The organism is Castellaniella sp., assembly GCF_049651205.1.
Lineage (GTDB): Bacteria > Pseudomonadota > Gammaproteobacteria > Burkholderiales > Burkholderiaceae_B > Castellaniella.
The window spans coordinates 58,783-81,221 of sequence record NZ_JBASBR010000015.1 but is presented as its reverse complement, the minus strand read 5'-3'; the positions used below and the strand labels follow the sequence as shown (position 1 = coordinate 81,221).

Below are 22,439 nucleotides of genomic sequence, written 5' to 3'. Positions count from 1 at the left end.
GTCAGGCCGCCACGGCCTTGCGTTGCCGCAGTCCCTGGGCCGCCTTGAGAATGGCTTCAGGTGTGGCGGGTGCGCTGAGTTCCGGCGAGACATGGCCGTCGCCCAGGGAAGCCAGCGCCTCGCAGATGGCATTGAACACGCTGACGCCATGCACCAGCGGGGGCTCGCCCACCGCCTTGGAGTGGTGCACGGAATCCTTGTGGTTGCGCGCCTTGAACAACCGCACGCGGAAATCACGCGGGCAGTCGCTGATGGCCGGGATCTTGTAGGTGGACGGCGCATGGGTGGTCAGGCGGCCATCCTCGCGCCACACCAGCTCTTCGGTGGTCAGCCAGCCCATCCCCTGGATGTAGCCGCCTTCGATCTGGCCAATATCGATGGCCGGATTGATGGAAGCACCCACATCATGAAGGATATCGGCCCGCAACAATTTCCACTCGCCAGTCAGCGTATCCACGACTACCTCGGACACCGCGGCACCAAAGGCGTAGTAGTAAAACGGATTGCCGCGACTGGTGGCCTTGTCCCAACTGATGTCCGGGGTCTTGTAAAAGCCGTCAGACCAAAGCTGCACACGATCCCAGTAGGCTTCTTCAACCAGCTGCGCAAAGGGCAAGGTCTTGCCATTGACGCTCACCTGGCGCCAGGCGAAGGTAACATCATCAGCCTTGCCGCCATACTTGCGGGCTGCAAAATCAGCCAGGCGGGTACGCAGGGTCAGTGCGGCGTCTTCGGCCGCCTTGCCATTGAGATCCGAGCCCGTGGAGGCTGCGGTGGCCGAGGTGTTGATCACCTTGTAGGTGTCCGTGGCGGTGACCCGCACGCATTCGAGATCCAGCCCCAGGGTATTGGCCACAATCTGTGCCACCTTGGTGTTCAGGCCCTGGCCCATTTCGATGCCGCCATGGTTCAGCAGCACCGAGCCGTCGCGATAAATATGCACCAAGGCACCAGCCTGGTTGAAGGCCGGCACATTAAACGAGATGCCAAACTTCACGGGCGTAAGCGCCAGGCCTTTTTTAAGCACCGGGCTGCTGGCATTGAACGCCTGCACGGCCTGGCGGCGCGCCCGGTAATCCGAGCTGGCTTCGAGCTCGCTGATGATGGGGTACAGCAAATTGCCTTCGACGACTTCACCATACGGCGTGGTGTTGCGCGTATCGGTGCCGTACAAATTAAGGTAGCGGATATCCAGCGGATCCTTGCCCAGCTGTCGGGCCACGCGATCAATCAGGACCTCGGTGACCAGTGCCCCCTGGGGCGCCCCAAAGCCGCGAAATGCCGTGGCTGATTGGGTGTTGACCTTGCCGCACATGGTGTGGATGTCGGCAGCCGGGATGTAGTAGGCATTATCAAAGTGCGCCAACGCACGGCTGGCCACGGCTTCAGACAAATCGGCCGAGAACCCGGAATGCAAGGTCATATCCAGACGCACGCCCTGGATGAGGCCCTCGGTATCGAAGCCCACGTCGTACTCAAAATAAAAGCCGTGACGCTTGCCGGTGATCATCATGTCATCGTCGCGATCCGCCCGCAGCTTGACGGGGCGCTGCAGCTTGGCCGCGCACACAGACGCCACGCAGGCAAATAGGGCCGACTGGGACTCTTTACCGCCAAAGCCACCGCCCAGGCGACGGCACTCGATTTCGACCTGATGGCGCTGCCAGTTCAGGGCATGAGAGACAGCATGTTGCATCTCGGTGGGGTGCTGGGTAGAGCACAACACCAGCATGCCGTCTTTCTCGCGCGGGATGGCGTAGGCAATCTGGCCTTCGAGGTAGAACTGTTCTTGTCCACCGCAAGAAAACGTGCCTGTCAGGCGCACCGGGGCGCTGTCCAGCGCCGCTTGCACATCACCTTTAAGCAGGCGGAGCTCGTCGGTGGTGCCCACGCCGGCATCCTTGGCCTGCTTGGGGGTCAGCAAAAAGGGCAGATCCTCGTAGGTGATCTTGCCCAGGCGCGCAGCGCGGCGGGCCTGGTCGACACTACGGGCCACCACGGCAAACATGGGCTGACCCACGTATTGCACGATGCCATCGGCCAGGATGGGATCATCTTCGATGACCGGGCCGCAATCGTTCTTGCCAGGGATGTCCTTGGCGGTAAGTACGGCCAGCACGCCCGGGGCCTGGCGCACGGCATCCAGGTCCATCCCGGTAATGCGGGCATGCGGCTTGTCGGACAGGCCCAGCGCAGCATAGACCGTACCGCGCAGTTCAGGGATATCGTCGGTGTAAGTAGCTTCGCCGCTGACATGCAGGACTGCGGATTCGTGGGGGCTGGCTGCACCGGCAGCGGGCTCGCCCACCACCGGGTGGGGGATGCTGTCGTTGGCAACAGCCAGACGGTCGAGTTCAAGCGGAATATTGACACGCATGTTCATGATGGCCTCCTCAAGCAAGTTCGGCCAGATTGGCCGTATTCACCTGATGCGTCGCCAAGGGCGCGCCAGGGGCGGTTTCAAGATAAAAGCGATACAGCAAATTCTGTGAGGCCAGCAAACGGTACTCGCTGCTGGCACGCATGTCGGTCAGTGGCTTGAAATCCTGGCCAACAGCCTGCATGGCGGTTTGCACCGTGGTCTCGCTCCAGGCCTGGCCTTGCACGGCCGCCTCGACAGCCTGCGCTCGGCACGGCGTTGCTGCCACGCCACCAAAACCGGTGCGCAGCTGCTGCACCCGGCCGGCATCATCCAGCACCACCGCAAATGCGGCACACACCGCCGAGATGTCCTGGTCGAAGCGCTTGGACAACTTGTAGGCACGGAACTGGCGGCCGGCCACATTGACCGGCACTCGCAGCCCCTGCACGAACTCGCCTGGCTGAGCTGCATTCTTTTGGTAGGCCAGGTAAAAGCTCTCAAGCGGCATCTCGCGCACGGCATCGCCACGGCGCAAGATAATGGAGCCGCCCAGCGCAATCAGGGCCGGCATGGAGTCGCCAATGGGAGAACCGTTGGCCACATTGCCACCCAGGGTGCCGGCATTGCGAATCGGAAAAGAAGCAAAGCGTTGACGCAGCTCGGCCAGCTCGGGAATACGCTCGACCAGTGCATCGTAGGCGTCGTTCAGCAAGGCGCCGGCGCCAATCAGGAGATCGTCGCCTTCGGTGTGGATGTCGCGCAGCTCGGCCACCTGGCCGATATAAATAAGGTGCGGCAAATCACGTTGCTGCTTGGTGACCCACAGGCCAACATCGGTGCTGCCGGCCAGGATACGTGCATCGGGGTAATCCAGGCGCAACTGGGCCAGCTGGGCCAGCGTGCGCGGGGCATGAAACGTGTGATCGCCATGCGTATAGGTAAAGACATCATCGCGTTGCAAGGCAGCCAGTGCCTTGGCGAGGCCGGCGCGATCAAAGGCGACTTCGGGGTACTGATACATTTCGGTGGCCGCCCGCACAATAGGCTGGTAGCCCGTGCAGCGGCACAAATTGCCGGACAATGCATCGTCGATCTGGGTGCGGGTGGGGGCGGGATCTTGCGGGCCATGGGCCAGATACATGCCCCACAACGACATCACAAACCCCGGGGTGCAGAACCCGCATTGCGAACCATGGCAATCCACCATGGCCTGTTGCGCAGGATGCAGCGCACCATCAGGCTGACGAAGGTCTTCGACCGTATACAAGGCCTTGCCATCCAGCGTAGGTAGAAACTGAATGCAGGAATTGACCGCACGCATCGCCACACCGCCCTTGCCGTCGGGCTCGGCCACCATCACGGTGCAGGCACCGCAATCACCTTCGGCACAGCCCTCTTTGGTGCCTGTACAGCCGAGGTCTTCTCGTAGATACTGCAGCACCGTACGGGTGGTGGGTTGATCGGTGACCTCGTGGATCTGGCCCCGATACTGAAAACGAATGGCTGTTGTCTCCATCGTGATACCTTTTTAGTCTAGCCTTGTGTTATCAGCCAAGATAGCACCAAGGTTATGGCTGCAGTATTCACTGGTGATGATGGCCAGTATCAGGGGGGATGAACAGCCCCCACCATGGACGCCGCTGCCGATGCCGTGAATAATGAAGCCCATGAGCAAACCCCGCGATTCTATGGATACCCACCTGCTGCGCACCCTGCAGATTTTGCTGACCGAGCAAAGCGTGTCGCGCGCGGCCATCAAACTGGGATTGTCACAGCCCGCGATCAGCAATTCGTTGCGGCGCCTGCGTGACATCACTGGCGATGCCATCCTGGTACGCAGCAAAACGGGGATGGTAGCCACTGCGCGCGGCCTGGAGCTGTTGGCCTATGCCAACGAGGCTTTATCGGCCATTGGGCGTATTACCCAGCCGCCTGGCGCATTTGACCCCACCACAACAGAAAGAGAGTTTCATCTGGGCGCGCCGGATTATCTGGATGCGATGTTTCTGCCCAATATTGCCGAAACCCTGCGCCGCGAAGCGCCGCATGCCAAGTTCATCGTACACCCGATCAACGCCGATTACGACTACGCGGAGGGCCTCGAAGACGGCGGCCTGGACGTGGTGATTGGCAACTGGCTGCAGCCGCCCCCGCAGATGCACATGGCCCGGCTGTTCGACGACGAAGTGGTGTGCATGGTGGGCAGCCAGAACCCCGTGGCTCACCGCGAGCTCAGCCTGGCGCAATACCTCGAGATGCCGCACCTGGCGCCGTTTCCGTACGTCTCCGAGCGGCAAAGCTTTATCGACGGCTATCTGGCCTCCGAAGGGCTGCGACGCAATATCCAGATGACCATCCCGTATTTCGGTCAGGTGGCCGGGATGCTGCTGCGCACTGACCTTATCTTTACCACGGGGCGCCAGTTTGCCCAGCATTACGCCCGCTACCTGCCCATCACTGTTTTACCCTCGCCGTTTCCGTTTCCACGCATGCGGTTTTATCTTTTGTGGCACCATCGCTGCCACGGCGCAGCCGAAGTCATCTGGCTGCGCCAGTGCATTGTGCGGGTCGCCTCCATGCTGCAGGCCAGCCTGCAAGCACCCCCCGAAACCCTCTAAAAATCGCACCCGGCCACGGGTTTGCCGCGCCCTATTTCGCACCGTCAATGCGTTGCGGGCGCGGCGACAACTATCAGCCAGAATTGATAACCGTCATCATCGACGGCCACGCACAGCGCAAAACCTTGTCCCTAGAATAATTCGGGCCCATTGTAAAAAAGTGGCGCGCCCTTTTAAAAAAACCGGCCACAGATCCGGCAGATCATCAGGAGACAAGGCTCATGAGCGAGCAAGAATCAGTCATGCCGGCAGGTTTTCCCGCCGCCCCGGCTTCCCATCCAGCGCATACAGGTAACTGGCTGGAAAAGCACTTTCAACTTAGCGCCCGCGGCACCAATGCCCGCCAGGAGACTCTGGCCGGCCTCACCACTTTTCTGGCGATGGTGTACTCCGTGTTTGTGGTGCCCGCGATGCTGGGCAAGGCCGGTTTTGACACCTCATCGGTCTTCATCGCCGTGTGCCTCACCAGCGCCTTTGGCTCTTTGCTGATGGGGCTGTGGGCCAACCTGCCCATCGCCGTGGGCTGTGCGATCTCGCTTACCGCCTTTACGGCATTTGACCTGGTGCTGGGCCAGGGCTTGTCGCCCGCTGTGGCGCTCGGTGCCATTTTTCTGATGGGCTTGATCTTCACCGCCATCTCGGTGACCGGCGTGCGCACCTGGATTTTGCGCAACCTGCCTGCGGGCATTGCCCACGGCACAGGGATCGGGATTGGCCTGTTCCTGCTGCTGATTGCCGCCAACGAAGTCGGCCTGGTGGTCAAGAACCCGGGCCCGGGTCTGCCGGTGTCGCTGGGCAACCTGAACGCTCTGCCCGCACTGATGTCTGTGCTGGGTCTGGCCGCCATTTTCGGGCTCGAGCGTCGCCGTGTGCCGGGCGGCATCCTGCTGGTGATTCTGGCGCTGTCTGGCGTCGGCCTGATCTGGGATCCGGCGGTGAAGTTCAATGGTCTGTTTGCGCTGCCTTCGTTTGGCGGCGAGCACTCTCTCATTGGCACCATGGATATCGGCGGCGCGCTGAGCGGGCTGGTGATCCCCAGTGTGCTGGCTTTGGTGATGACCGCCGTGTTCGACGCCACCGGCACCATCCGCGCCGTGGCCGGGCAGGCCGGCCAACTGGACGAAAACGGCCAGATCATCAACGGCGGCCGTGCCCTGACGGCAGACTCGGTCAGCTCGATCGTATCGGCCGGCCTGGGCGGCGCTCCGGCAGCGGCTTATATCGAATCGGCAGCGGGCACCGCTGCTGGCGGCAAAACCGGCCTGACGGCAACCATTGTGGGTCTGGGTTTCCTGGCGCTGATCTTTTTGTCGCCCCTGGCGGCGCTTGTACCTGCCTACGCCACGGCACCCGCCCTGATGTACGTAGGTCTGCTGATGCTGGGCGGCGTGCGCAAGCTGCATCTGGACGACACGGTAGACACCATGGCCGGCATGGTCTGTGCGGTTTTTATTGTGCTCACCTGCAACATCGTGACCGGCATCATGCTGGGTTTCAGCACCCTGGTGATTGGCCGCATCTTTGCCGGCGAATGGCGCAAGCTTAACGTTGGCACCCTGGCCATCGCCATTGCTCTGGCGGTGTTTTACCTGGGCGGCTGGGCCATTTAAGCTGTTACCCGGGCCGGGCGCTTTACGCCTGGCCCAGTAAACCCCGGCCGCAGTCGCCCAACAGGTGACGCAGCCACTGATGGGACGGAGCATGGTGATTACGTGCGTGCCACAACTGGTAAAACCGCATGGCCGGAAACTCGATGGGCGACTCTACAATCGCCAGCGGCAACAAGCCGGCATAGTAGCGGGCAAAGTGCCGGGTGGTGGTAAAGACCAGATCAGAGCCCGGCAGCAGATAGGGTGCCAGCATGAACGACTGCACCTCGACACATTCTTCGCGCTGGATGCGCAAGGATGTGAGCACGGTGTCAATCATGCCACGCTGCGTCATCGAGTATGGCGTGGGCACCACATGTTGCATACGTCGAAAATCATCCACGGTAAGGGTGCGCGAAGCCAGGGGATTATCCGCCGACATCAGGCACACAATCGGGTCTTCCAGCAACACCGACAAATGCATGCGATCCGGAGGCTCGGGCCAGTTGCCAATCACCACATCCAGCTCGCCTTCGGCCAGCGAGCGCTCGAAATCAAACGCAGGGCCCAGCGCATGCAACACCAGATGGGCATGCGGAGCCTCTTGCCGAAACCGGGCCACGACCGACGCCGCAAAGGCGGGTGCCAGGTAATCGGGCGACCCGATCCGAAACACCTGGCGGCTGCTGTCGGGCTCGAAGGACTCACCCGAATCAAGCATGGTGTCAATCGACTGCAACGCGGTTTTGGCGTGATTCAGGATGGCCAGGGCCCGGTCTGTGGGCACCATGCCGCCTTTTTCTCGCACCAGCAAGGGATCACCGAAAATCAGCCGCAGGTTTTTAAGCGCTACGCTGATGGCAGGTTGCGATTGGTTCAGCTTCAGTGCCGTGCGCGAAACACTGCGTTCTGCCATCAGAATGCAAAACACCTTAAGCAAATAAGTATCCAGCGTTGCGCTGCTGCGTCGTATGGCCATCTTTATTGTCCCTGGATGGAGAATGCGGTTGAGCTTATACCACTTATACGTTGGAACACCCTTCTGTTAAAGCAGGATACCCCGTAGACTTTCTATCATGACGCTATTGACAATACCCACCATGACCCTGACAGACCTGTGCGCATTACCACAAGCCGAATTCTCCCACGAGCTCAGCGGCATTTTCGAGCACTCCCCCTGGATTCCGCAACGCGCCTGGGCAGCCCGTCCGTTTGCAACGGTTGACGATCTGCACCACGCCATGGTGCAAGTGGTGCAGCAAGCAAGCCTGGCAGAACAACTGGCCCTGATCACGGCCCACCCCGAGCTTGCCGGCAAAGAAGCCGCCGAGGGCACGCTGACCGACGCCTCTACCCAAGAGCAGCGCGGCGCAGGCCTGGATCAATGCAGCGCGCAAGAGCTTAAGCGCCTGCGTGGCTTAAACGCGGCTTACCGCCAACGTTTTGGATTTCCCTTTGTGATCGCCGTCAAGGGACGCAGCCGCTATCAGATCATGGACGCCATCGAGGCGCGCCTGCACAACGACCAAGATACCGAGCTTGCCACCTGCCTGGATCAGATCGCCCAGATTGCCCGGTTCCGGCTCGACGCCCTGTTTGCCCAGTAACTTTTTCCTGTATACGCCATGACCACTCCCGTGCAGCTTCACATCGAACCCCTGACCCACGAGGCCTTCGCGCCCTTCGGTGATGTCATCCAGGCCGATGATGCCGCCAAACACTTCACCATCAACGAAGGCAACACAGAGCGCTACCACGACCTTGCAAAAATCGATACCGGTGAGGACGGCTACGCCATTGTCTCGATATTCCGTGGCCAGCCACGCACCCTGCCGTTTATTGTCAGCATGATGGAGCGCCACCCAAAAGCCAGCCAGGCCTTCATCCCGCTATCCGGGCGGCCCTATCTGGTGGTGGTGTCCGATCCGCACGCCACGCCCACCGCCGATCGGCTTCGGGTGTTTGTATGCACCGGGCAGCAAGGCGTCAATTACGCCAAAGGGGTGTGGCATCACCCGCTGCTGGCGCTTGATACCGTATCCGATTTTCTGATCATCGACCGCGCAGGCCCGGGAGATAACTGTGATGTCGTGCAGCTGCCTGTTCACGGGCTGATTCCCGCACTGGCTTAAACGCAGCACCCCGGCGCAGCAAAACCCAACGCCAGCTAGGCACGCGCCGGGCAGCTTATCTTGCAGTAGTGTCGGGGTTATGCACCCAGATAGGCCTGCTGCACCTGGGGCGCCGCACGCAAGGCCTCTGATGACCCATCCCACACCACCCGGCCCTTCTCGATGATGTAGTGGCGATCTGCCAGCTTCAGCAAGGGTGCCAGGTTCTTGTCGATCAATAAAATGGCCATGCCCTCACGGCGCAGCACAGCCAGTGCCGTCCAGATTTCCTGGCGCACCAGGGGCGACAAGCCCTCGGTGGCTTCATCCAGAATCAGCAACTCGGGATTGGTCATCAGTGCCCGGCCGATGGCCAGCATTTGCTGCTCGCCACCCGAGAGTTGATTGCCAAAGTTGCCGGATCTTTCGTGCAGCCGTGGAAACAGCGCATACACACGGGCAAGATCCCACGGAGCCGTTACGCGCTTGCGGTTGGCGGCGGTGGCCACCAGGTTTTCTTCTACCGACAAATTGGGAAAAATCTGCCGCCCTTCTGGTACAAGGCCAATGCCTCGCTGGGCAATACGGTAACTGGGCAGCGTGTGGATAGCCGTGCCCGCAAAACAGATTTCGCCCCGCCAGACGGGATGCAGCCCCATGATGCTTTTGACAGTGGTGGTCTTGCCCATGCCGTTGCGGCCCAGCAAAGTCACGCACTGCCCGGCCTGCACGCTGAGCTGCATACCGTACAACACCTGGCTGCGGCCATAGCCGGACACCACGTCGCTGAGCTGCAGCAATGGGCTCATGCCGCAACCTCTTCGTCGCCCAGATAAGCTTCGCGAACCTCGGCGCTGTTGCGAATCGTGTCCACGTCTCCGCAGCAAATCACCTTGCCGTAGCACAGCACACTGATGCGATCGGCCAATGAGAACACAGCGTCCATATCGTGCTCTACCAGCAAAATGCCGCAACGGGATCGCAGGCCCTGCAACAGCGCTACCATGCGATCCGATCCAGTGTCTCCGTGGCCCATCCCCGCCATGGGTTCATCCAGCAACAAGACCTTGGGCTTTGCCGCCAGCGCCATAGCGATTTCAAGCTGCCGCTGCTGTCCATAAGACAGCGATGCCGCATGAACATCACGATGGGCACCCAAGCCCATCAAGGCGATCAGTTGTTCGGCCTGCTCAAGCAGGGCACGGGTTTGGACAGCAGGCGTCCAGAAATGAAACCCATGGCCCTGACACCCCTGCACTGCCAAAAGGATGTTCTCCAGCACCGTAAACTGCTGTATGACCGAGGTGATCTGATACGAGCGCCCAATACCCGCGCGCACGCGTTGTGGCATGGATAAGCCGTTTAGGGAATTTCCGGCCAACTGAATATGGCCCGTATCGCTGGGAACTTCGCCCATGATCTGGGAGATCAGCGTGGTTTTGCCTGCCCCGTTAGGCCCGATTACCGCATGGATCTCACCGGGAAAAACATCCAGATCCACATGATCGGTAACCAACAGGCCGCCATAGCGCTTGACCAGGCCTCGCACCGAAAGCAGGGGTGCCATATCAATGATCCTCCGGTGCAGGACTGAGAATGCCCCAAAGCCCATTGCGCAGAAACAACACGATCAACACAATCACCGGCCCCATGACGATCAGCCAATGGTCAGTGAAGGCTTTAAGCCCTTCTTCGAGCAGCAGAAAACCGGCAGCACCCACCACAGGCCCCATCAGCGTCCCGGCGCCACCCAGCAACACCATGATGATGAGCTCGCCCGAGGCCGTCCAGGCCATATAGGCGGGCGATGCAAAGGCCGTGAGATTGGCCAGAAAAAACCCTGCCAGCGCACACAACTGAGCCGACAGCACATACGCCAGCAACAAATAGGGCAAGGGTGTCGTACCCGAGGCCCGCACCCGTCGCACATCCAGGCTGCAGGCGCGCAGGATCAGCCCAAAGCGCGAGGCCACCAGCCGGCGCATCAGCCACACGCTACCCGCCACGCAGGCCAGCAAAGACAGATACAAGGCCAGATGGCTGCCCGTGAGGCTGCCAAACCGGCTTAGCTGGTGGATAGGCAGACCCTCGTCTCCACCATATTGTTTAAGCCCCACCGCCAGAAAATAAAACATTTGCGCCAGGGCCAGCGTGATCATGATGAAGGCAATGCCCGTGGTGCGCAGCGCAATCAGACCCACCGGCACCGCCACTACGGCCGTAACGCCCAGCACCAGCAGCAAATGCAACACGCCGCTATCAGCCCCATAATGCGAGGCCACCGCCACACAATAAGCGCCCAAGCCCACGTACATGGCGTGGCCAAAGCTGATCAGGCCGCCATAGCCCAGCGCCAGATTCAGGCCGATGGCGGCCAGGGAAAACACCAAAATGCGGCTGAATTGCAGCAAAAGATAGGGCTTGTCTGCAACCTGGGCAAGCACTGGCACTATCAGCAACAAGGCAAAAATCAGGACTGTGAGCACCATCGGCAAGCGGCGCAGCCCCGCAGGGCGCGCAAGACGCAGGCCCGCATCAGAAGACTCTGTGCTGACAACAGGATTCATCGTTTTCTTACCGGAAACAAGCCCTCTGGCTTAAGCGCCAGCACAACCACCATCAGCACATATACCGCCAGCGAAGAAATGGCTGCACCCAGGGTGCTGGCCAGCCCTTGCGCCAGGGATTTGGCCAGCAAGGCCGGCACAACGGTACGGCCCAGCGTATCCACCAGCCCAACCACCAGGGCACCCAAAAACGCCCCGCGAATGGAGCCGATGCCGCCAATCACAATGACGACAAGAGTCATGATGAGGATGGAATCCCCCATGCCGGGCTGCACGGACAGAATCGGGCCCACCAGGGCACCCGCCAGGCCGGCCAAACCTGCGCCCAACGCAAAAACAAAGGTGTTCAGCCAGCCTATATTGACGCCCAGCGCCGCCACCATGGTGCGATTGCTGGCACCTGCACGAATCAGCATCCCCACCCGGGTGCGCTCGATCAGCCAATACAGGCCCAGCGCCACCAGCAAACCGGCCAGGATGATCAGCAGGCGGTACAGGGGATAGGGCGTACCAAAGATCATGACGACGTTGCTCAGGGCGTCCGGCAAACTCATGAATACGGGCGCGGCACCCCAGATCATGCGCACCGCCTCATTGCAAAAGAGCATCAGCCCAAAGGTGGCCAGCACCTGATCCAGGTGCGCACGCGGGTAAAGGCGCGCAAAGCCGCAGCGATCCAGCACCACGCCCAGCGCCATGGCACCGGCCAGGCCCGCAAAAATAGCCAGGGTAAAGGAGTTGGTCTGGTGAAACGTGGCGGCCGCAAAATAGGCCCCCATCATGTAGAGCGCACCATGAGCCAGGTTGATGAAGCTCATGATGCCAAACACCAGGGTGAGGCCTGCCGCCAGCAAAAACAGCAAAATGCCATATTGCAGGCCATTGAGCGCCTGCATGAACAACAGCTGCGGACTCATGCCCGATCTCCGAGGCAGGCAGCCTGGGCCGCCTGCCAATTAAGCCAGACGGGCGGAATCAATATTTGCACTGGCCAAAGTAGGCATCGGAGTGCTTGGACAGAGGTTTGCCCAAGGTCTTGAGCGAGACCTGGCCCTTGTCATTTTTGGCCACCTCAAAGACGTAGAAGTCTTCGATGGGAAAGCCGTTGACGTTAAAGGCGTAATCGCCACGCAGCGACTGATAGTCTGCCGCCCGCAAGGCATCGCGAAAGGCCTTTTTATCGCTGACATCACCCTTGGTCTTTTTCAGTGCGCTGTCAATCAGCAAGGCGGAGTCGTACGCCTGCGCAGCATACTGCGAGGGGATGCGATTGTATTTTTTCTCGAAAGCTGCAACAAACTGCTGACTGGTGGCATTGGTGAAATCAGGCCCCCAGAAAGTGCCGGCCTTTACACCCAGCGCCGTGTTGCCCAGGGCCGGCAAGGTGCTGCCATCCACGGTAGACGCCGAGAGCAGCGGGATCTTGCCCATCAGGCCAAACTGCTTGTATTGCTTGACGAAATTAACCCCCATGCCGCCGGGCAAAAAGACCCACACCGCCGAGGGGTTGGCTGCCTGCAAGGCCAGCAATTCGGCCGAGTAATCCTGTTGGCCCAGCTGGGTATAGACCTCGCCCGAAATCTTGCCCTTGTAAAACCGTTTGAAACCCAGCACTTGGTCACGGCCCGACTGATAGTTGGGTGTGATCAGGTAAACATCCTTGTACTGCTGATCGGTGGCGTACTGGCCCATGACCTCTGCCTGCCCGTCGTTTTGCCAGGAGGCAAAGAAAAAGCCCGGGTTGCACTGCTTGCCCGCCAGCGGTGCAGGCCCTGCGTTGGAGCCCACAAACGTCACGCCAGCATCGGCCAGCGGTTTGGCAATGGCCATCATGACATTGGAGAACGTCACCCCCGCCACGATATCCACCTTGTCTTTCTCGAGAAACTTTTGCACAGCCTGCACGCCGACATCGGGCTTGAGTTGGTCGTCTTCTTTCAAAAAGACGATTTCCTGCCCACCCAGCTTGCCGCCGTTTTGATCCAGCGCCAGATTGAAGCCGTCGACCATATCCTGGCCCAGTGCCGCACCGGCGCCCGATAGCGTAGCCAGAAAGCCAATTTTGACTTCGGCCAGCGCCGAGCCTGCGGTGAGGCCCAGAGATAAAGTGAGTGCAGCGGCAAGCGCCGTTTTGCAAAAGGCCATGATTGTCTCCCCAAGGTGTTTATGATTTAGTTTTAAAGTATTGCAGACATTACACGAAACTCAGCAGCGTGCAAGCGCCCCCCTTAACCGGGGTTCGGGCGCCGAGTGATGATCAGCAAAGCGACCGCAATCAGTACCATGCCGCCCAGCTCAAGCATTCCGGGCTGTTCACCCAGCTGCAGCCAGCCAGCCAGGACGCCCACCACGGGCACCCCCAGGGATGACATGCTGGCCAACCCGGCCGACAGATGCTGCAGCGCAAACAGCCAGAGGAACCATGCAATCGCGGTGGCAATCAGGGCGTTGTAGGCCAGCGCACCAATAAAATACGGGGCAGGATCAATGGGGCGCTCGGGCACCAACCAGGCGGCCAGGCACAGCGCCAGGGCGCCAAACAGCATCTGCCACGCCGTCAGTGGCAAGGCATCCATCGGGGCGTCCCGCCGGATCCACTTGGCCACGATGGTGGCCAGGGCCCAGCAAAGGCCGGCCGAAATCGCCAGGAACTCACTGAGCAGATTGCTTTGTTTCAAAGACCATGGCTCGAGAATCAGCATCAGACCTGCCCCGGCCAGTGCCAATGCCACCCACTGCAAGCCGCGGACGCGCTCGCCAAAGGCCAGCCAGGCCATGGGCACCACCCAAAAGGGCATGGTATAGACCAATATGGATGTTTTGCCCGCCCCGCCCTGCAGCAGGGCCAGCTGGATCAGGGCGGAAAATGCCCCAGTTTGCAGGATACCCAGCAGCACCACACGCGGCCAGGCGCGGATTTTGAGTGGCCGGCGCAACACCAGCAGCACAGCCAGCAACAGCAAGGCACCAAACAGTGTTCTCAGGGCAGAGAAATCAAACGGCCCCACATAGGCCAGCACTGATTTCATGACCACCCAGTTATAGCCCCAGCCCACCGCCATGCCAGCCAGCGCCAGCAAGGCGAGACGCCGCTGGCGCTCGGTGGTGGCCGGGGGGCCCGCGCGGAGTGTGGGCGAGGGCTCAGCCCCTTTAAGAAGGTTCTTTGAAGCAGAAGACGACACGTGCTGACTGGAACTCAAGATAACTCCTGGCCTTCCCAATAACCGGGCTGCTGATAACGCTGTTTTAAATCATCAATGAAGTATCGTACCTTGGCGGGTAGGTAGCGTTGTTGCGGATACACCGCCTGAATGTCATAGGCGGGCAAGGCAAAATCATCCAGTACGGTCACCAGCTCTCCACGCTTGAGTTCCCGCTGGATCTCCCAGGTAGACCGCCAGCCGATCCCCAGGCCCTGGCGCACCCAGCGATACAGCAGCTCGCCATCATTACAGGCAAGGTCTCCGTGCACACGCACCGCAAAAGGCTTGCCATCACGCACGAATGTCCAGCCACGGTGCTGGCCCCCCTGCAGGTTGAAGGCCAGGCAATTGTGGCGCACCAGATCTTCGGGCACACGCGGCACGCCGTTGGCCTCAAAGTAGGCAGGCGTGCCGCACACCACCCGCCGATTGGGAAACAGGCGCACCGCCACGTAATTGGGGTCGCGCACCTCGCCAATCCGGATGGCCATGTCATAGCCCTCGCGCACCAGGTCGACCACGCTGTCGGTAAAGTTGAAGGACAGCGCCAGATCGGGGTAGCGCTGCCTGAAGGCCAGCGCATGAGGAGCGACATGCAAACGCCCGAAAGAGGCCGGTGCAGACACCACCAGATGCCCGGTCAGCGAGCGGCGCCGGGACATGATACCGGCTTCTGCCGCATCAAAATCCTGGATCAGTTGCTGGCATTGTTCCAGGTAGCGCTCACCCAGGTCGGTCAGCACCAGGCCTCGCGTGGAGCGGTGCATCAACTGCACCCCCAGGCGTTTCTCCATGGCCGTCAGGCGCCGCCCCATCACCACGGGGGTGACCCCCTCGACCAAAGCAGCAGCAGCGAAGCTGCCTTTCTCGGCAATCAATACAAAACTGCTGATGTCAGTGTAACGCCCCAAGACAGGCTCCTGAATGATAAATCGGCCTAAACCTCGATGTTTAAAAGACTTCCATCCAAAACATCAATGGCCTGTTTGCTCAGATTCTATCCCATGTTTTGCTTATCCGATACTTAAAGTATCGATAGAACCGAGGTTCACTGGGATTCCTCATCCGCATGGCTTTCTTTATTCTGATTTCAATCCGTAGAGATCCATTGAACCAGACAAGGAGTGACCATGGCCCGAATGAGAGCCGTCGATGCCGCCGCAGCAGTCTTGCAGAAAGAAGGCATCACCACATTGTTTGGCGTGCCTGGTGCCGCCATCAACCCACTGTATTCCGCCCTGCGCAAAAACGGCCAGTTCAAGCATGTGCTGGCGCGCCATGTCGAAGGCGCCTCGCATATGGCCGAAGGCTACACCCGCGCCCATCCAGGCAATATCGGTGTGTGTCTGGGCACCTCAGGGCCTGCCGGCACCGACATGATTACCGGGCTGTACTCCGCTTTGGGCGATTCGATCCCCATTTTGTGCATCACCGGCCAGGCGCCCCGCGCCCAGCTGCACAAAGAAAGTTTTCAGGCGGTAGACATCGAAACCATTGCCAAGCCGGTCACCAAGTGGGCCGTGATGGCCCGCGAGCCCGAGCTGGTGCCGCGCATCCTGCAACAGGCCTTTCACGTCATGCGCTCCGGCCGGCCGGGCCCCGTGCTGGTGGATTTGCCGTTTGACGTGCAGATGGCCGAGATTGAATTTGATATCGACACCTACGAGCCTCTGCCGGTGTACAGGCCAGCCGCCAGTGTTGCTCAGGCTGCCAAGGCCGTGGCCATGCTGAATGCTGCCGAGCGCCCCGTGCTGGTGGCCGGCGGCGGCGTTTTCAGTGCAGATGCCGCTGATCTGCTGCAAGAGTTTGCCGAGCTAACCGGTGTGCCGGTGATCCCCACCTTGATGGGCTGGGGCGTCATCCCTGATGATCACCCGCTGATGGCCGGGATGGCCGGACTGCAAACCGCCCACCGCTACGGCAACGCCAACCTGCTGGCCTCTGATTTTGTCATGGGGATCGGCAACCGCTGGGCCAACCGGCACACGGGCTCCACCCAGGTTTACACCGAAGGGCGCACCTTTGTGCACATCGACGTTGATCCCACCCAGATCGGCAAAGTCTTTGGCCCGGATTACGGGATCGCCTCCGACGCCGGCGTGGCCCTGCGTCTGATGATCGAAGAAGCCCGGCGCCTGAAATCGGCCGGCCAGCTGCGCGACCGCAGCGACTGGGCACAAGCCTGCCACAACCGCCGCAGCGAGAAATCCATGCAGCGCAAGACGCACTTCGAGCAGGCGCCGTTAAAGCCGCAGCGCGTATACGAAGAATTGAACAAGGCCTTTGGGCGCAACACCCGCTACGTCACCACCATTGGCCTGTCACAGATTGCGGCTGCACAACTGCTGCATGTGTATGGCCCACGCCATTGGATCAACGCAGGCCAGGCAGGCCCCCTGGGCTGGACAGTACCAGCCACATTGGGTGTGGTGGCCGCCAACACGGGCGACGAAGTGGTGGCCCTGTCGGGCGACTATGACTTCCAGTTCATGATCGAAGAGCTGGCCGTGGGTGCGCAATTCAATCTGCCGTACATCCACATCGTGGTCAATAATGCCTACTTGGGCTTGATTCGCCAATCCCAACGCGGCTTTGACATGGACTACTGCGTGCAGCTGTCCTTTGACAACATCAATGCCCCCGAAACCGAGGGCTATGGAGTGGATCACGTCAGGGTTGCCGAGGGCCTGGGCTGCAAGGCCATCCGCGTCAAGAAGGTCGAGGACATCCAGCCGGCAATTGCCCAGGCACGTGCCTGGATCCAGGAGTTCAAGGTGCCGGTGGTGATCGAGTTCATCCTCGAGCGCGTCACCAATATTTCGATGGGCAACGACATCAACGCGATCAACGAGTTCGAAGAACTGGCCGAGCGCGGCGAAGACGCCCCCACCGCCATTACCCTGCTGGATTAAAGCAGGCCGCGGCAGCCCGCCCAACGGGCTGTCCCACACCAACAAGGAGCCCATATGCCGAAATTTGCTGCCAACCTGTCGATGCTGTTTACCGAAATCGACTTTCTTGACCGCTTCGAAGCCGCGGCCAAGGCTGGATTCAAAGGCGTCGAATATCTGTTCCCCTACGCCTATCCCAAAGAAACCCTGGCCCAGTGTCTTAAAGACAACGGCCTGGAGCAGGTGTTGCACAACCTGCCCGCAGGCAAGTGGGAAGCCGGCGAACGCGGAATTGCCTGTCACCCGGACCGTATCGAGGAATTCAAGGCGGGCGTCACCCAAGCGGTGGAATACGCCACGGCTCTGAGATGCCCCAAGGTGAACTGCCTGGCCGGCATCGTTCCTGCAGGCGTCAACCAGGCCACTGCACACAAAACGTTTGTCGAGAACCTGCGTCATGCCGCGGCCGAACTCAAAAAGGCCGGGATCCGCCTGGTGATCGAGCCCATCAACACCTTTGACATCCCCGGTTTTTTCCTCAGCCGCACCGATCAGGCACTGGCCATCGTGGCTGAAGTCGGATCAGACAATCTTCAGGTGCAATACGACATCTACCACGCACAGCGCATGGAAGGCGAGCTGGGCAACACCATCAGCCGGCAACTGGCATCGATCGGCCATATCCAACTGGCCGACAACCCCGGGCGCCACGAGCCGGGCACCGGCGAAATCAACTATGCCTGGTTGCTGCGCCACATCGACCAGACCGGTTACCAGGGCTGGATTGGTTGCGAATACAAACCGGCAGGCAAAACAGAAGACGGCCTGGGCTGGATCAAAGCCCTGGCTTAAAGCCCACAGTTATCTGACTCGCTGCGGCCTTTCATACGCCGCAGCGGCTCACCCCTTATCCAACAAGGAGAATTCTCATGGCAAATATTGGTTTTATCGGTCTGGGCATCATGGGTGCCCCCATGGCAGCCAACCTCATCCAGGGCGGCCATACGCTGCTTGTCCACACCCACGGCAAAGTGCCACAAAGCCTGTTGGACGCCGGTGCCAAAGCGGCCGGCAACAACACCGAAGTAGCCAAGGGTTCCGACATCATCATCATCATGGTGCCTGATACACCTGACGTCGAAGCCGTGCTGTTTGGCGAAAACGGTGTGGCTGCGGGCCTGTCCAAAGGCAAGACGGTTATCGACATGAGCTCGATCTCGCCGGTGGCCACCAAAGAATTCGCCAAAAAGATCAATGCGCTGGGCTGCGAATACCTGGACGCACCAGTCTCGGGTGGCGAGGTAGGCGCAAAAGCTGCCAGCCTCACTATCATGATTGGCGGCAGTCAGGCGGCGTTTGACCAATGCAAGCCGATTTTTGAGCTGATGGGCAAGAACATCACACTGGTGGGCGGCAACGGCGACGGCCAGACCACCAAAGTGGCCAACCAGATCATCGTGGCCCTCACCATCGAAGCGGTAGGCGAAGCCCTGGTGCTGGCCTCCAAGGCAGGCGCCGACCCGGCCAAGGTGCGGCAGGCGCTGATGGGCGGCTTTGCCAGCTCGCGGATCCTGGAAGTGCACGGCGAGCGCATGGTGAAGCGTACCTTCGACCCGGGTTTCCGTATCAACCTGCACCAGAAAGACCTCAACCTGGCACTCTCCACCGCACGCCAGCTGGGGCTCTCCCTGCCCAGCACCGCAGTGGCGCAAGAGCTTTTCAACGCCTGCGTGGCACACGGCGGGGCAGGCTGGGATCACTCCGGCATGGTGCGTGCACTGGAAATCATGGCCAATCACGAAATCGGCCAATAAACTGGTCAGGGTGCCCGCCCGGGATGCTGCCTTAACCGCAGCATCTCAGCCCCCCGGGCGAAGCACCCCCCTTTACGTGGGCAGGTATCCAGGCGGGTGCCTGCCCACACGATGCCCCTGACAGGAATGCCTACATGATCGAGCCTCGCGATCTCCTGACCCGCATGTTTCACGCTGCCGTTCGCGCAGCCCAGCCCGAGCACTGTATTCCGGCATTCCTGCCTAAACCGCCCAAGGGGCGTACCCTCGTCATTGGCGCCGGCAAAGCATCGGCCGCCATGGCTCAGGCGCTGGAAAAACATTGGGCCGGCCCCCTCTCGGGTGTGGTGGTGACGCGTTACGGCTATGCCGTACCCTGCCGACACATCGAAATCATCGAGGCCGCACATCCGGTGCCCGACGAAGCCGGCGAACGTGCGGCCAAACGACTCTTTGAAGCCGTCCGCGGGCTTGGCGCAGACGATCTCGTCATCTGCCTGATTTCCGGTGGCGGCTCATCCCTGCTGCCCATGCCGGGGCCCGGCGTCACGCTGGCCGACAAACAGGCCATCAATCGCGCCTTGCTCAAGTCCGGCGCCACCATCTCCGAGATGAACTGCGTGCGCCGCCACCTGTCGGGCATCAAAGGCGGGCGCCTGGCCGCTGCCTGTGCGCCTGCCCGCGTGGTCAACCTGCTGATTTCCGACGTCCCCGGAGATGCGCCCAGCGATATTGCCTCCGGCCCCACCGTAGCCGACCCCACCCACTGCAGCGACGCACTGGAGATCGTGCAGCGCTACGGCATCACCCTGCCGGCGGGTGCCCGGGCGCTGCTCGAATCCGGCCAGGGCGAAACCCTGAAACCAGGCGACAAAGCCTTGTCCCGCGTTGAAACACACCTGATCGCCACCCCTCAGATGGCGCTGGAAGCCGCCGCCGAGGTGGCGCGCGAGGCCGGCATCACCCCGGTATTGCTGGGCGATCGCATCGAAGGCGAGGCCCGGGATGTGGGTAAAGTGCTGGCAGGCATCGCCCTGCAGGTGCGTGCCCACAACCAACCGGCTGCCGCCCCCTGCGTGTTGCTCTCGGGGGGTGAAACCACGGTCACCGTGCGTGGCCAGGGCCGTGGCGGGCGTAATGTCGAGTGCCTGCTGTCCAGTGCCATTGCACTGGATGGTGCCAAAGATGTGTACGGCCTGGCAGGCGACACCGACGGCGTTGACGGCCAGGAAGAAATCGCCGGAGCACTCATCACCCCGGATACGCTGGCACGCGCCTGGCAGGCCGGCATGCCACCGCGCCAGTTTCTGGACAACAACGACGGCCATGGCTTTTTCGAAGCGCTGGGCAACTCCCTGGTTACCGGCCCTACACTCACCAACGTCAATGATTTCCGTGCACTACTGATTCTTTAACCCCGCCACAGGAGACTCCCCATGAAAACGATCCGCATCCTGACCCTCGAAGACGCCCGCAAGATGGCATCTGCGGCAGAAGCCGAGGCACGCACACAAGGCTGGAACGTCACCATCGCCATCTGCGATGCAGGAGGGCACGCGCTGTGGCTGCAACGAATGGATGGGGCGCCCCTGATGAGCGCCATGATTGCCCCTGAAAAAGCCCGCACCTGCGTGCTCAGCGGCAAGCCCAGCAAGGTGTACGAAGAAATGGTCAACAAAGGCCGGTATTCGGCACTGTCGATGCCGGTAATGCCCCTCGAAGGGGGCGAACCCATCATGGATCAGGGTCAGCTGATCGGCGCAGTCGGCGTCTCGGGCGTACAAGCCGCCCAGGACGCGCAAGTGGCTCGCGCCGGCATCGGCGCCCTGTAACGTTTTGACGATTCGTCAACAAGGATATTTTGCATGACCCGCGAACGACGCGCCCGCATTCTGGCCACCCTGGGCCCGGCCAGCTCTACCCCCGACGAGATCCGCGCCCTGGTGGACGCCGGTGCCAATGTGTTTCGGCTTAATTTCAGCCACGGCACCCACGAAGACCACGCTGAACGCTACCGCATCATCCGCCAGATCGAACAGGACATCGGCCGGCCCATCGGCATCCTGATGGATCTGCAAGGCCCCAAGCTGCGCGTGGGCAAAATGGCAAACGGCATGGTTATCCTGCAGGCGGGCCAGCCGTTTCGGCTGGATCTGGACGCAGCCGAAGGCGATGACCGGCGCGCCCATCTGCCCCACCCCGAAATCTTTGCCGCACTGGAAGACGGCACCGACCTGCTGCTGGACGACGGCAAGCTGCGCCTGCGGGTAGACCAGCACGGCCCCGACTTTGCCGAAACCACCGTGATGGTGGGCGGGCCGTTGTCCGATCGCAAGGGGGTCAATGTCCCCGGGGTAATCCTGCCGATTTCACCCCTTACCGCCAAAGACCGCGATGACCTCGCGTTTGGGCTATCGCTGGGGGTGGATTGGGTGGCACTGTCCTTTGTGCAACGCCCCGAAGACATCACCGAGGCACGCCAGTTGATTGGCGATCAGGCCTGGATCATGGCCAAGCTGGAGAAGCCCGCCGCTATCGAACACCTGGATGGCATCATCGAACAGGCCGACGGCATCATGGTGGCCCGCGGCGATCTGGGGGTCGAGCTTCCCCCCCAACGCGTGCCGGTGCTGCAACAGCGTATCGTGCGTCATGCCCGCGCCGCCGGCAAGCCGGTGGTGGTGGCCACCCAGATGCTCGAGTCCATGATCACCTCGCCCGTACCCACGCGGGCCGAGGCCTCGGATGTGGCTACGGCCGTATACAGCGGCGCCGATGCCGTGATGTTGTCGGCAGAATCTGCCTCGGGCCAGTACCCGCTTGAGGCCGTCACCATCATGAACAACATCATCCGCGAGGTAGAGTCCGACCCATCGTGGCGCGACAACCTGGATGCCACCCACAGCCAGGCCGAATCCAATATACCCGACGCCATCTGCTGTGCCCTGCGCCGGGTGGCCGGCCTGCTGCAGCCGGCGGCCACCGTGGCCTACACGGCGTCGGGGTTTAGCGCCTTGCGGGCCAGCCGCGAGCGCCCCACCACTCCCATCCTGGCCCTGACCCCCGAGCAGCGCACCGCCCGGCGTCTGGCCCTCGTCTGGGGCGTGCGGCCGGTGCATTTTCCCGAACAACTGCAAGAATCCAGCGAGATGATTGCCTGCGCCACCCAGGCAGCCTGCACCGCCGGCCTGGCACAACCTGGCGATACCCTGATTGTGATTGCCGGTTTGCCGTTTGGCCGCAGCGGCAGCACCAACTTGCTGCATATTTCGCAGGTGCCTGAAACGCAAAAGGCCTGCTGATTA

At 61.0% G+C, this 22,439-nt stretch carries 20 protein-coding genes; 10 read left to right on the top strand and 10 right to left on the bottom strand.

Annotation, left to right across the window (positions count from 1 at the left end; all coding sequences use genetic code 11):
- Position 1: 1 nt before the first annotated feature.
- Both xdhB and xdhA read right to left on the bottom strand, forming a co-directional pair.
- Positions 2-2,383: a xanthine dehydrogenase molybdopterin binding subunit gene (gene xdhB, locus WA928_RS10800; protein WP_424303273.1), complete on the bottom strand. Its 2,382-nt coding sequence runs from the start codon at positions 2,381-2,383 to the stop codon at positions 2-4.
- 10 nt (positions 2,384-2,393) lie between these two features.
- Positions 2,394-3,878, bottom strand: a complete 1,485-nt coding sequence (xdhA, locus tag WA928_RS10795) for a xanthine dehydrogenase small subunit (RefSeq protein ID WP_424303271.1) — start codon at positions 3,876-3,878, stop codon at positions 2,394-2,396.
- Between the two features lie 151 nt (positions 3,879-4,029).
- Here xdhA and WA928_RS10790 point away from each other — a divergent pair, with 151 nt between their 5' ends.
- Together WA928_RS10790 and WA928_RS10785 are read left to right on the top strand one after the other, a co-directional pair.
- Positions 4,030-4,980, top strand: coding sequence for a LysR family transcriptional regulator (locus tag WA928_RS10790; protein ID WP_350381175.1), 951 nt, complete (start codon positions 4,030-4,032; stop codon positions 4,978-4,980).
- A 221-nt stretch (positions 4,981-5,201) separates the two neighbouring features.
- On the top strand, positions 5,202-6,590 hold the full coding sequence (locus tag WA928_RS10785; RefSeq protein WP_424303267.1) for an NCS2 family permease: 1,389 nt from the start codon (positions 5,202-5,204) through the stop codon (positions 6,588-6,590).
- Positions 6,591-6,612: 22 nt separating this feature from the next.
- Here the strand turns inward: WA928_RS10785 and WA928_RS10780 are convergent, their stop codons facing one another.
- The gene (locus tag WA928_RS10780) at positions 6,613-7,548 is read right to left on the bottom strand and encodes a LysR family transcriptional regulator (protein WP_424303265.1); all 936 of its coding nucleotides are present in this window, start codon (positions 7,546-7,548) and stop codon (positions 6,613-6,615) included.
- 97 nt (positions 7,549-7,645) lie between these two features.
- Here WA928_RS10780 and uraD point away from each other — a divergent pair, with 97 nt between their 5' ends.
- Both uraD and WA928_RS10770 read left to right on the top strand, forming a co-directional pair.
- On the top strand, positions 7,646-8,176 hold the full coding sequence (gene uraD, locus WA928_RS10775; RefSeq protein ID WP_424303262.1) for a 2-oxo-4-hydroxy-4-carboxy-5-ureidoimidazoline decarboxylase: 531 nt from the start codon (positions 7,646-7,648) through the stop codon (positions 8,174-8,176).
- Positions 8,177-8,194: 18 nt separating this feature from the next.
- Complete coding sequence (locus WA928_RS10770) at positions 8,195-8,701, top strand: ureidoglycolate lyase (protein WP_424303259.1); 507 nt, start codon at positions 8,195-8,197, stop codon at positions 8,699-8,701.
- 77 nt (positions 8,702-8,778) lie between these two features.
- Here WA928_RS10770 and WA928_RS10765 read toward each other — a convergent pair whose 3' ends face one another.
- The 7 genes from WA928_RS10765 to WA928_RS10735 all read right to left on the bottom strand — a co-directional run bounded on the left by WA928_RS10765 (position 8,779) and on the right by WA928_RS10735 (position 15,361).
- A complete protein-coding gene (locus WA928_RS10765; RefSeq protein ID WP_424303256.1) occupies positions 8,779-9,489 on the bottom strand; it encodes an ABC transporter ATP-binding protein in 711 nt (236 codons plus the stop codon).
- On the bottom strand, positions 9,486-10,247 hold the full coding sequence (locus tag WA928_RS10760; RefSeq protein ID WP_424303253.1) for an ABC transporter ATP-binding protein: 762 nt from the start codon (positions 10,245-10,247) through the stop codon (positions 9,486-9,488). The genes WA928_RS10765 and WA928_RS10760 overlap by 4 nt, the downstream gene beginning before the upstream one ends.
- Position 10,248: 1 nt before the next feature.
- Positions 10,249-11,247 (bottom strand): branched-chain amino acid ABC transporter permease, encoded by a 999-nt coding sequence (locus WA928_RS10755; RefSeq protein WP_424303250.1) that lies wholly within the window; start codon positions 11,245-11,247, stop codon positions 10,249-10,251.
- Positions 11,244-12,164 carry a branched-chain amino acid ABC transporter permease gene (locus WA928_RS10750; protein ID WP_424303247.1) on the bottom strand — a complete coding sequence of 307 codons (921 nt, stop codon included), beginning with the start codon at positions 12,162-12,164 and terminating at the stop codon, positions 11,244-11,246. The genes WA928_RS10755 and WA928_RS10750 overlap by 4 nt, the downstream gene beginning before the upstream one ends.
- A 58-nt stretch (positions 12,165-12,222) precedes the next feature.
- Positions 12,223-13,392, bottom strand: a complete 1,170-nt coding sequence (locus WA928_RS10745; RefSeq protein WP_424303244.1) for an ABC transporter substrate-binding protein — start codon at positions 13,390-13,392, stop codon at positions 12,223-12,225.
- Positions 13,393-13,475: 83 nt separating this feature from the next.
- Positions 13,476-14,447, bottom strand: coding sequence for a DMT family transporter (locus WA928_RS10740; RefSeq protein ID WP_424303241.1), 972 nt, complete (start codon positions 14,445-14,447; stop codon positions 13,476-13,478).
- Positions 14,444-15,361, bottom strand: coding sequence for a LysR family transcriptional regulator (locus WA928_RS10735; protein WP_424303238.1), 918 nt, complete (start codon positions 15,359-15,361; stop codon positions 14,444-14,446). Before WA928_RS10735 ends, WA928_RS10740 begins: the two co-directional genes overlap by 4 nt.
- A 219-nt stretch (positions 15,362-15,580) precedes the next feature.
- Between WA928_RS10735 and gcl the strand changes: the two genes are divergently transcribed.
- From gcl to pyk, 6 genes are all read left to right on the top strand, one after another.
- Positions 15,581-17,362, top strand: a complete 1,782-nt coding sequence (gcl, locus tag WA928_RS10730; RefSeq protein WP_424303235.1) for a glyoxylate carboligase — start codon at positions 15,581-15,583, stop codon at positions 17,360-17,362.
- Positions 17,363-17,416: 54 nt separating this feature from the next.
- A complete protein-coding gene (hyi, locus tag WA928_RS10725) occupies positions 17,417-18,193 on the top strand; it encodes a hydroxypyruvate isomerase (protein ID WP_424303232.1) in 777 nt (258 codons plus the stop codon).
- A gap of 77 nt (positions 18,194-18,270) precedes the next feature.
- Positions 18,271-19,155, top strand: coding sequence for a 2-hydroxy-3-oxopropionate reductase (gene glxR, locus WA928_RS10720; RefSeq protein ID WP_424303229.1), 885 nt, complete (start codon positions 18,271-18,273; stop codon positions 19,153-19,155).
- 134 nt (positions 19,156-19,289) lie between these two features.
- Positions 19,290-20,549 carry a glycerate kinase type-2 family protein gene (locus WA928_RS10715; RefSeq protein WP_424303226.1) on the top strand — a complete coding sequence of 420 codons (1,260 nt, stop codon included), beginning with the start codon at positions 19,290-19,292 and terminating at the stop codon, positions 20,547-20,549.
- 21 nt (positions 20,550-20,570) lie between these two features.
- On the top strand, positions 20,571-20,966 hold the full coding sequence (locus WA928_RS10710) for a GlcG/HbpS family heme-binding protein (RefSeq protein WP_424303223.1): 396 nt from the start codon (positions 20,571-20,573) through the stop codon (positions 20,964-20,966).
- A 33-nt stretch (positions 20,967-20,999) separates the two neighbouring features.
- Entirely contained in the window at positions 21,000-22,436 is a 1,437-nt protein-coding gene (gene pyk, locus WA928_RS10705; RefSeq protein WP_424303220.1) for a pyruvate kinase, read from the top strand.
- The last annotated feature ends 3 nt before the right edge of the window (positions 22,437-22,439 follow it).

What these genes read in the sequence shown, in the direction of transcription:
- WA928_RS10760 (WP_424303253.1), bottom strand. Translation starts at nt 10,247, where the DNA reads ATGGCACCCCTGCTTTCGGTGCGAGGCCTGGTCAAGCGCTATGGCGGC.
- WA928_RS10745 (WP_424303244.1), bottom strand. Translation starts at nt 13,392, where the DNA reads ATGGCCTTTTGCAAAACGGCGCTTGCCGCTGCACTCACTTTATCTCTG.
- WA928_RS10790 (WP_350381175.1), top strand. Translation starts at nt 4,030, where the DNA reads ATGAGCAAACCCCGCGATTCTATGGATACCCACCTGCTGCGCACCCTG.
- WA928_RS10785 (WP_424303267.1), top strand. Translation starts at nt 5,202, where the DNA reads ATGAGCGAGCAAGAATCAGTCATGCCGGCAGGTTTTCCCGCCGCCCCG.
- glxR (WP_424303229.1), top strand. Translation starts at nt 18,271, where the DNA reads ATGGCAAATATTGGTTTTATCGGTCTGGGCATCATGGGTGCCCCCATG.
- WA928_RS10780 (WP_424303265.1), bottom strand. Translation starts at nt 7,548, where the DNA reads ATGGCCATACGACGCAGCAGCGCAACGCTGGATACTTATTTGCTTAAG.
- gcl (WP_424303235.1), top strand. Translation starts at nt 15,581, where the DNA reads ATGGCCCGAATGAGAGCCGTCGATGCCGCCGCAGCAGTCTTGCAGAAA.
- pyk (WP_424303220.1), top strand. Translation starts at nt 21,000, where the DNA reads ATGACCCGCGAACGACGCGCCCGCATTCTGGCCACCCTGGGCCCGGCC.
- WA928_RS10765 (WP_424303256.1), bottom strand. Translation starts at nt 9,489, where the DNA reads ATGAGCCCATTGCTGCAGCTCAGCGACGTGGTGTCCGGCTATGGCCGC.
- hyi (WP_424303232.1), top strand. Translation starts at nt 17,417, where the DNA reads ATGCCGAAATTTGCTGCCAACCTGTCGATGCTGTTTACCGAAATCGAC.
- xdhA (WP_424303271.1), bottom strand. Translation starts at nt 3,878, where the DNA reads ATGGAGACAACAGCCATTCGTTTTCAGTATCGGGGCCAGATCCACGAG.
- WA928_RS10750 (WP_424303247.1), bottom strand. Translation starts at nt 12,164, where the DNA reads ATGAGTCCGCAGCTGTTGTTCATGCAGGCGCTCAATGGCCTGCAATAT.
- WA928_RS10710 (WP_424303223.1), top strand. Translation starts at nt 20,571, where the DNA reads ATGAAAACGATCCGCATCCTGACCCTCGAAGACGCCCGCAAGATGGCA.
- uraD (WP_424303262.1), top strand. Translation starts at nt 7,646, where the DNA reads ATGACGCTATTGACAATACCCACCATGACCCTGACAGACCTGTGCGCA.
- WA928_RS10755 (WP_424303250.1), bottom strand. Translation starts at nt 11,247, where the DNA reads ATGAATCCTGTTGTCAGCACAGAGTCTTCTGATGCGGGCCTGCGTCTT.
- WA928_RS10715 (WP_424303226.1), top strand. Translation starts at nt 19,290, where the DNA reads ATGATCGAGCCTCGCGATCTCCTGACCCGCATGTTTCACGCTGCCGTT.
- WA928_RS10770 (WP_424303259.1), top strand. Translation starts at nt 8,195, where the DNA reads ATGACCACTCCCGTGCAGCTTCACATCGAACCCCTGACCCACGAGGCC.
- xdhB (WP_424303273.1), bottom strand. Translation starts at nt 2,383, where the DNA reads ATGAACATGCGTGTCAATATTCCGCTTGAACTCGACCGTCTGGCTGTT.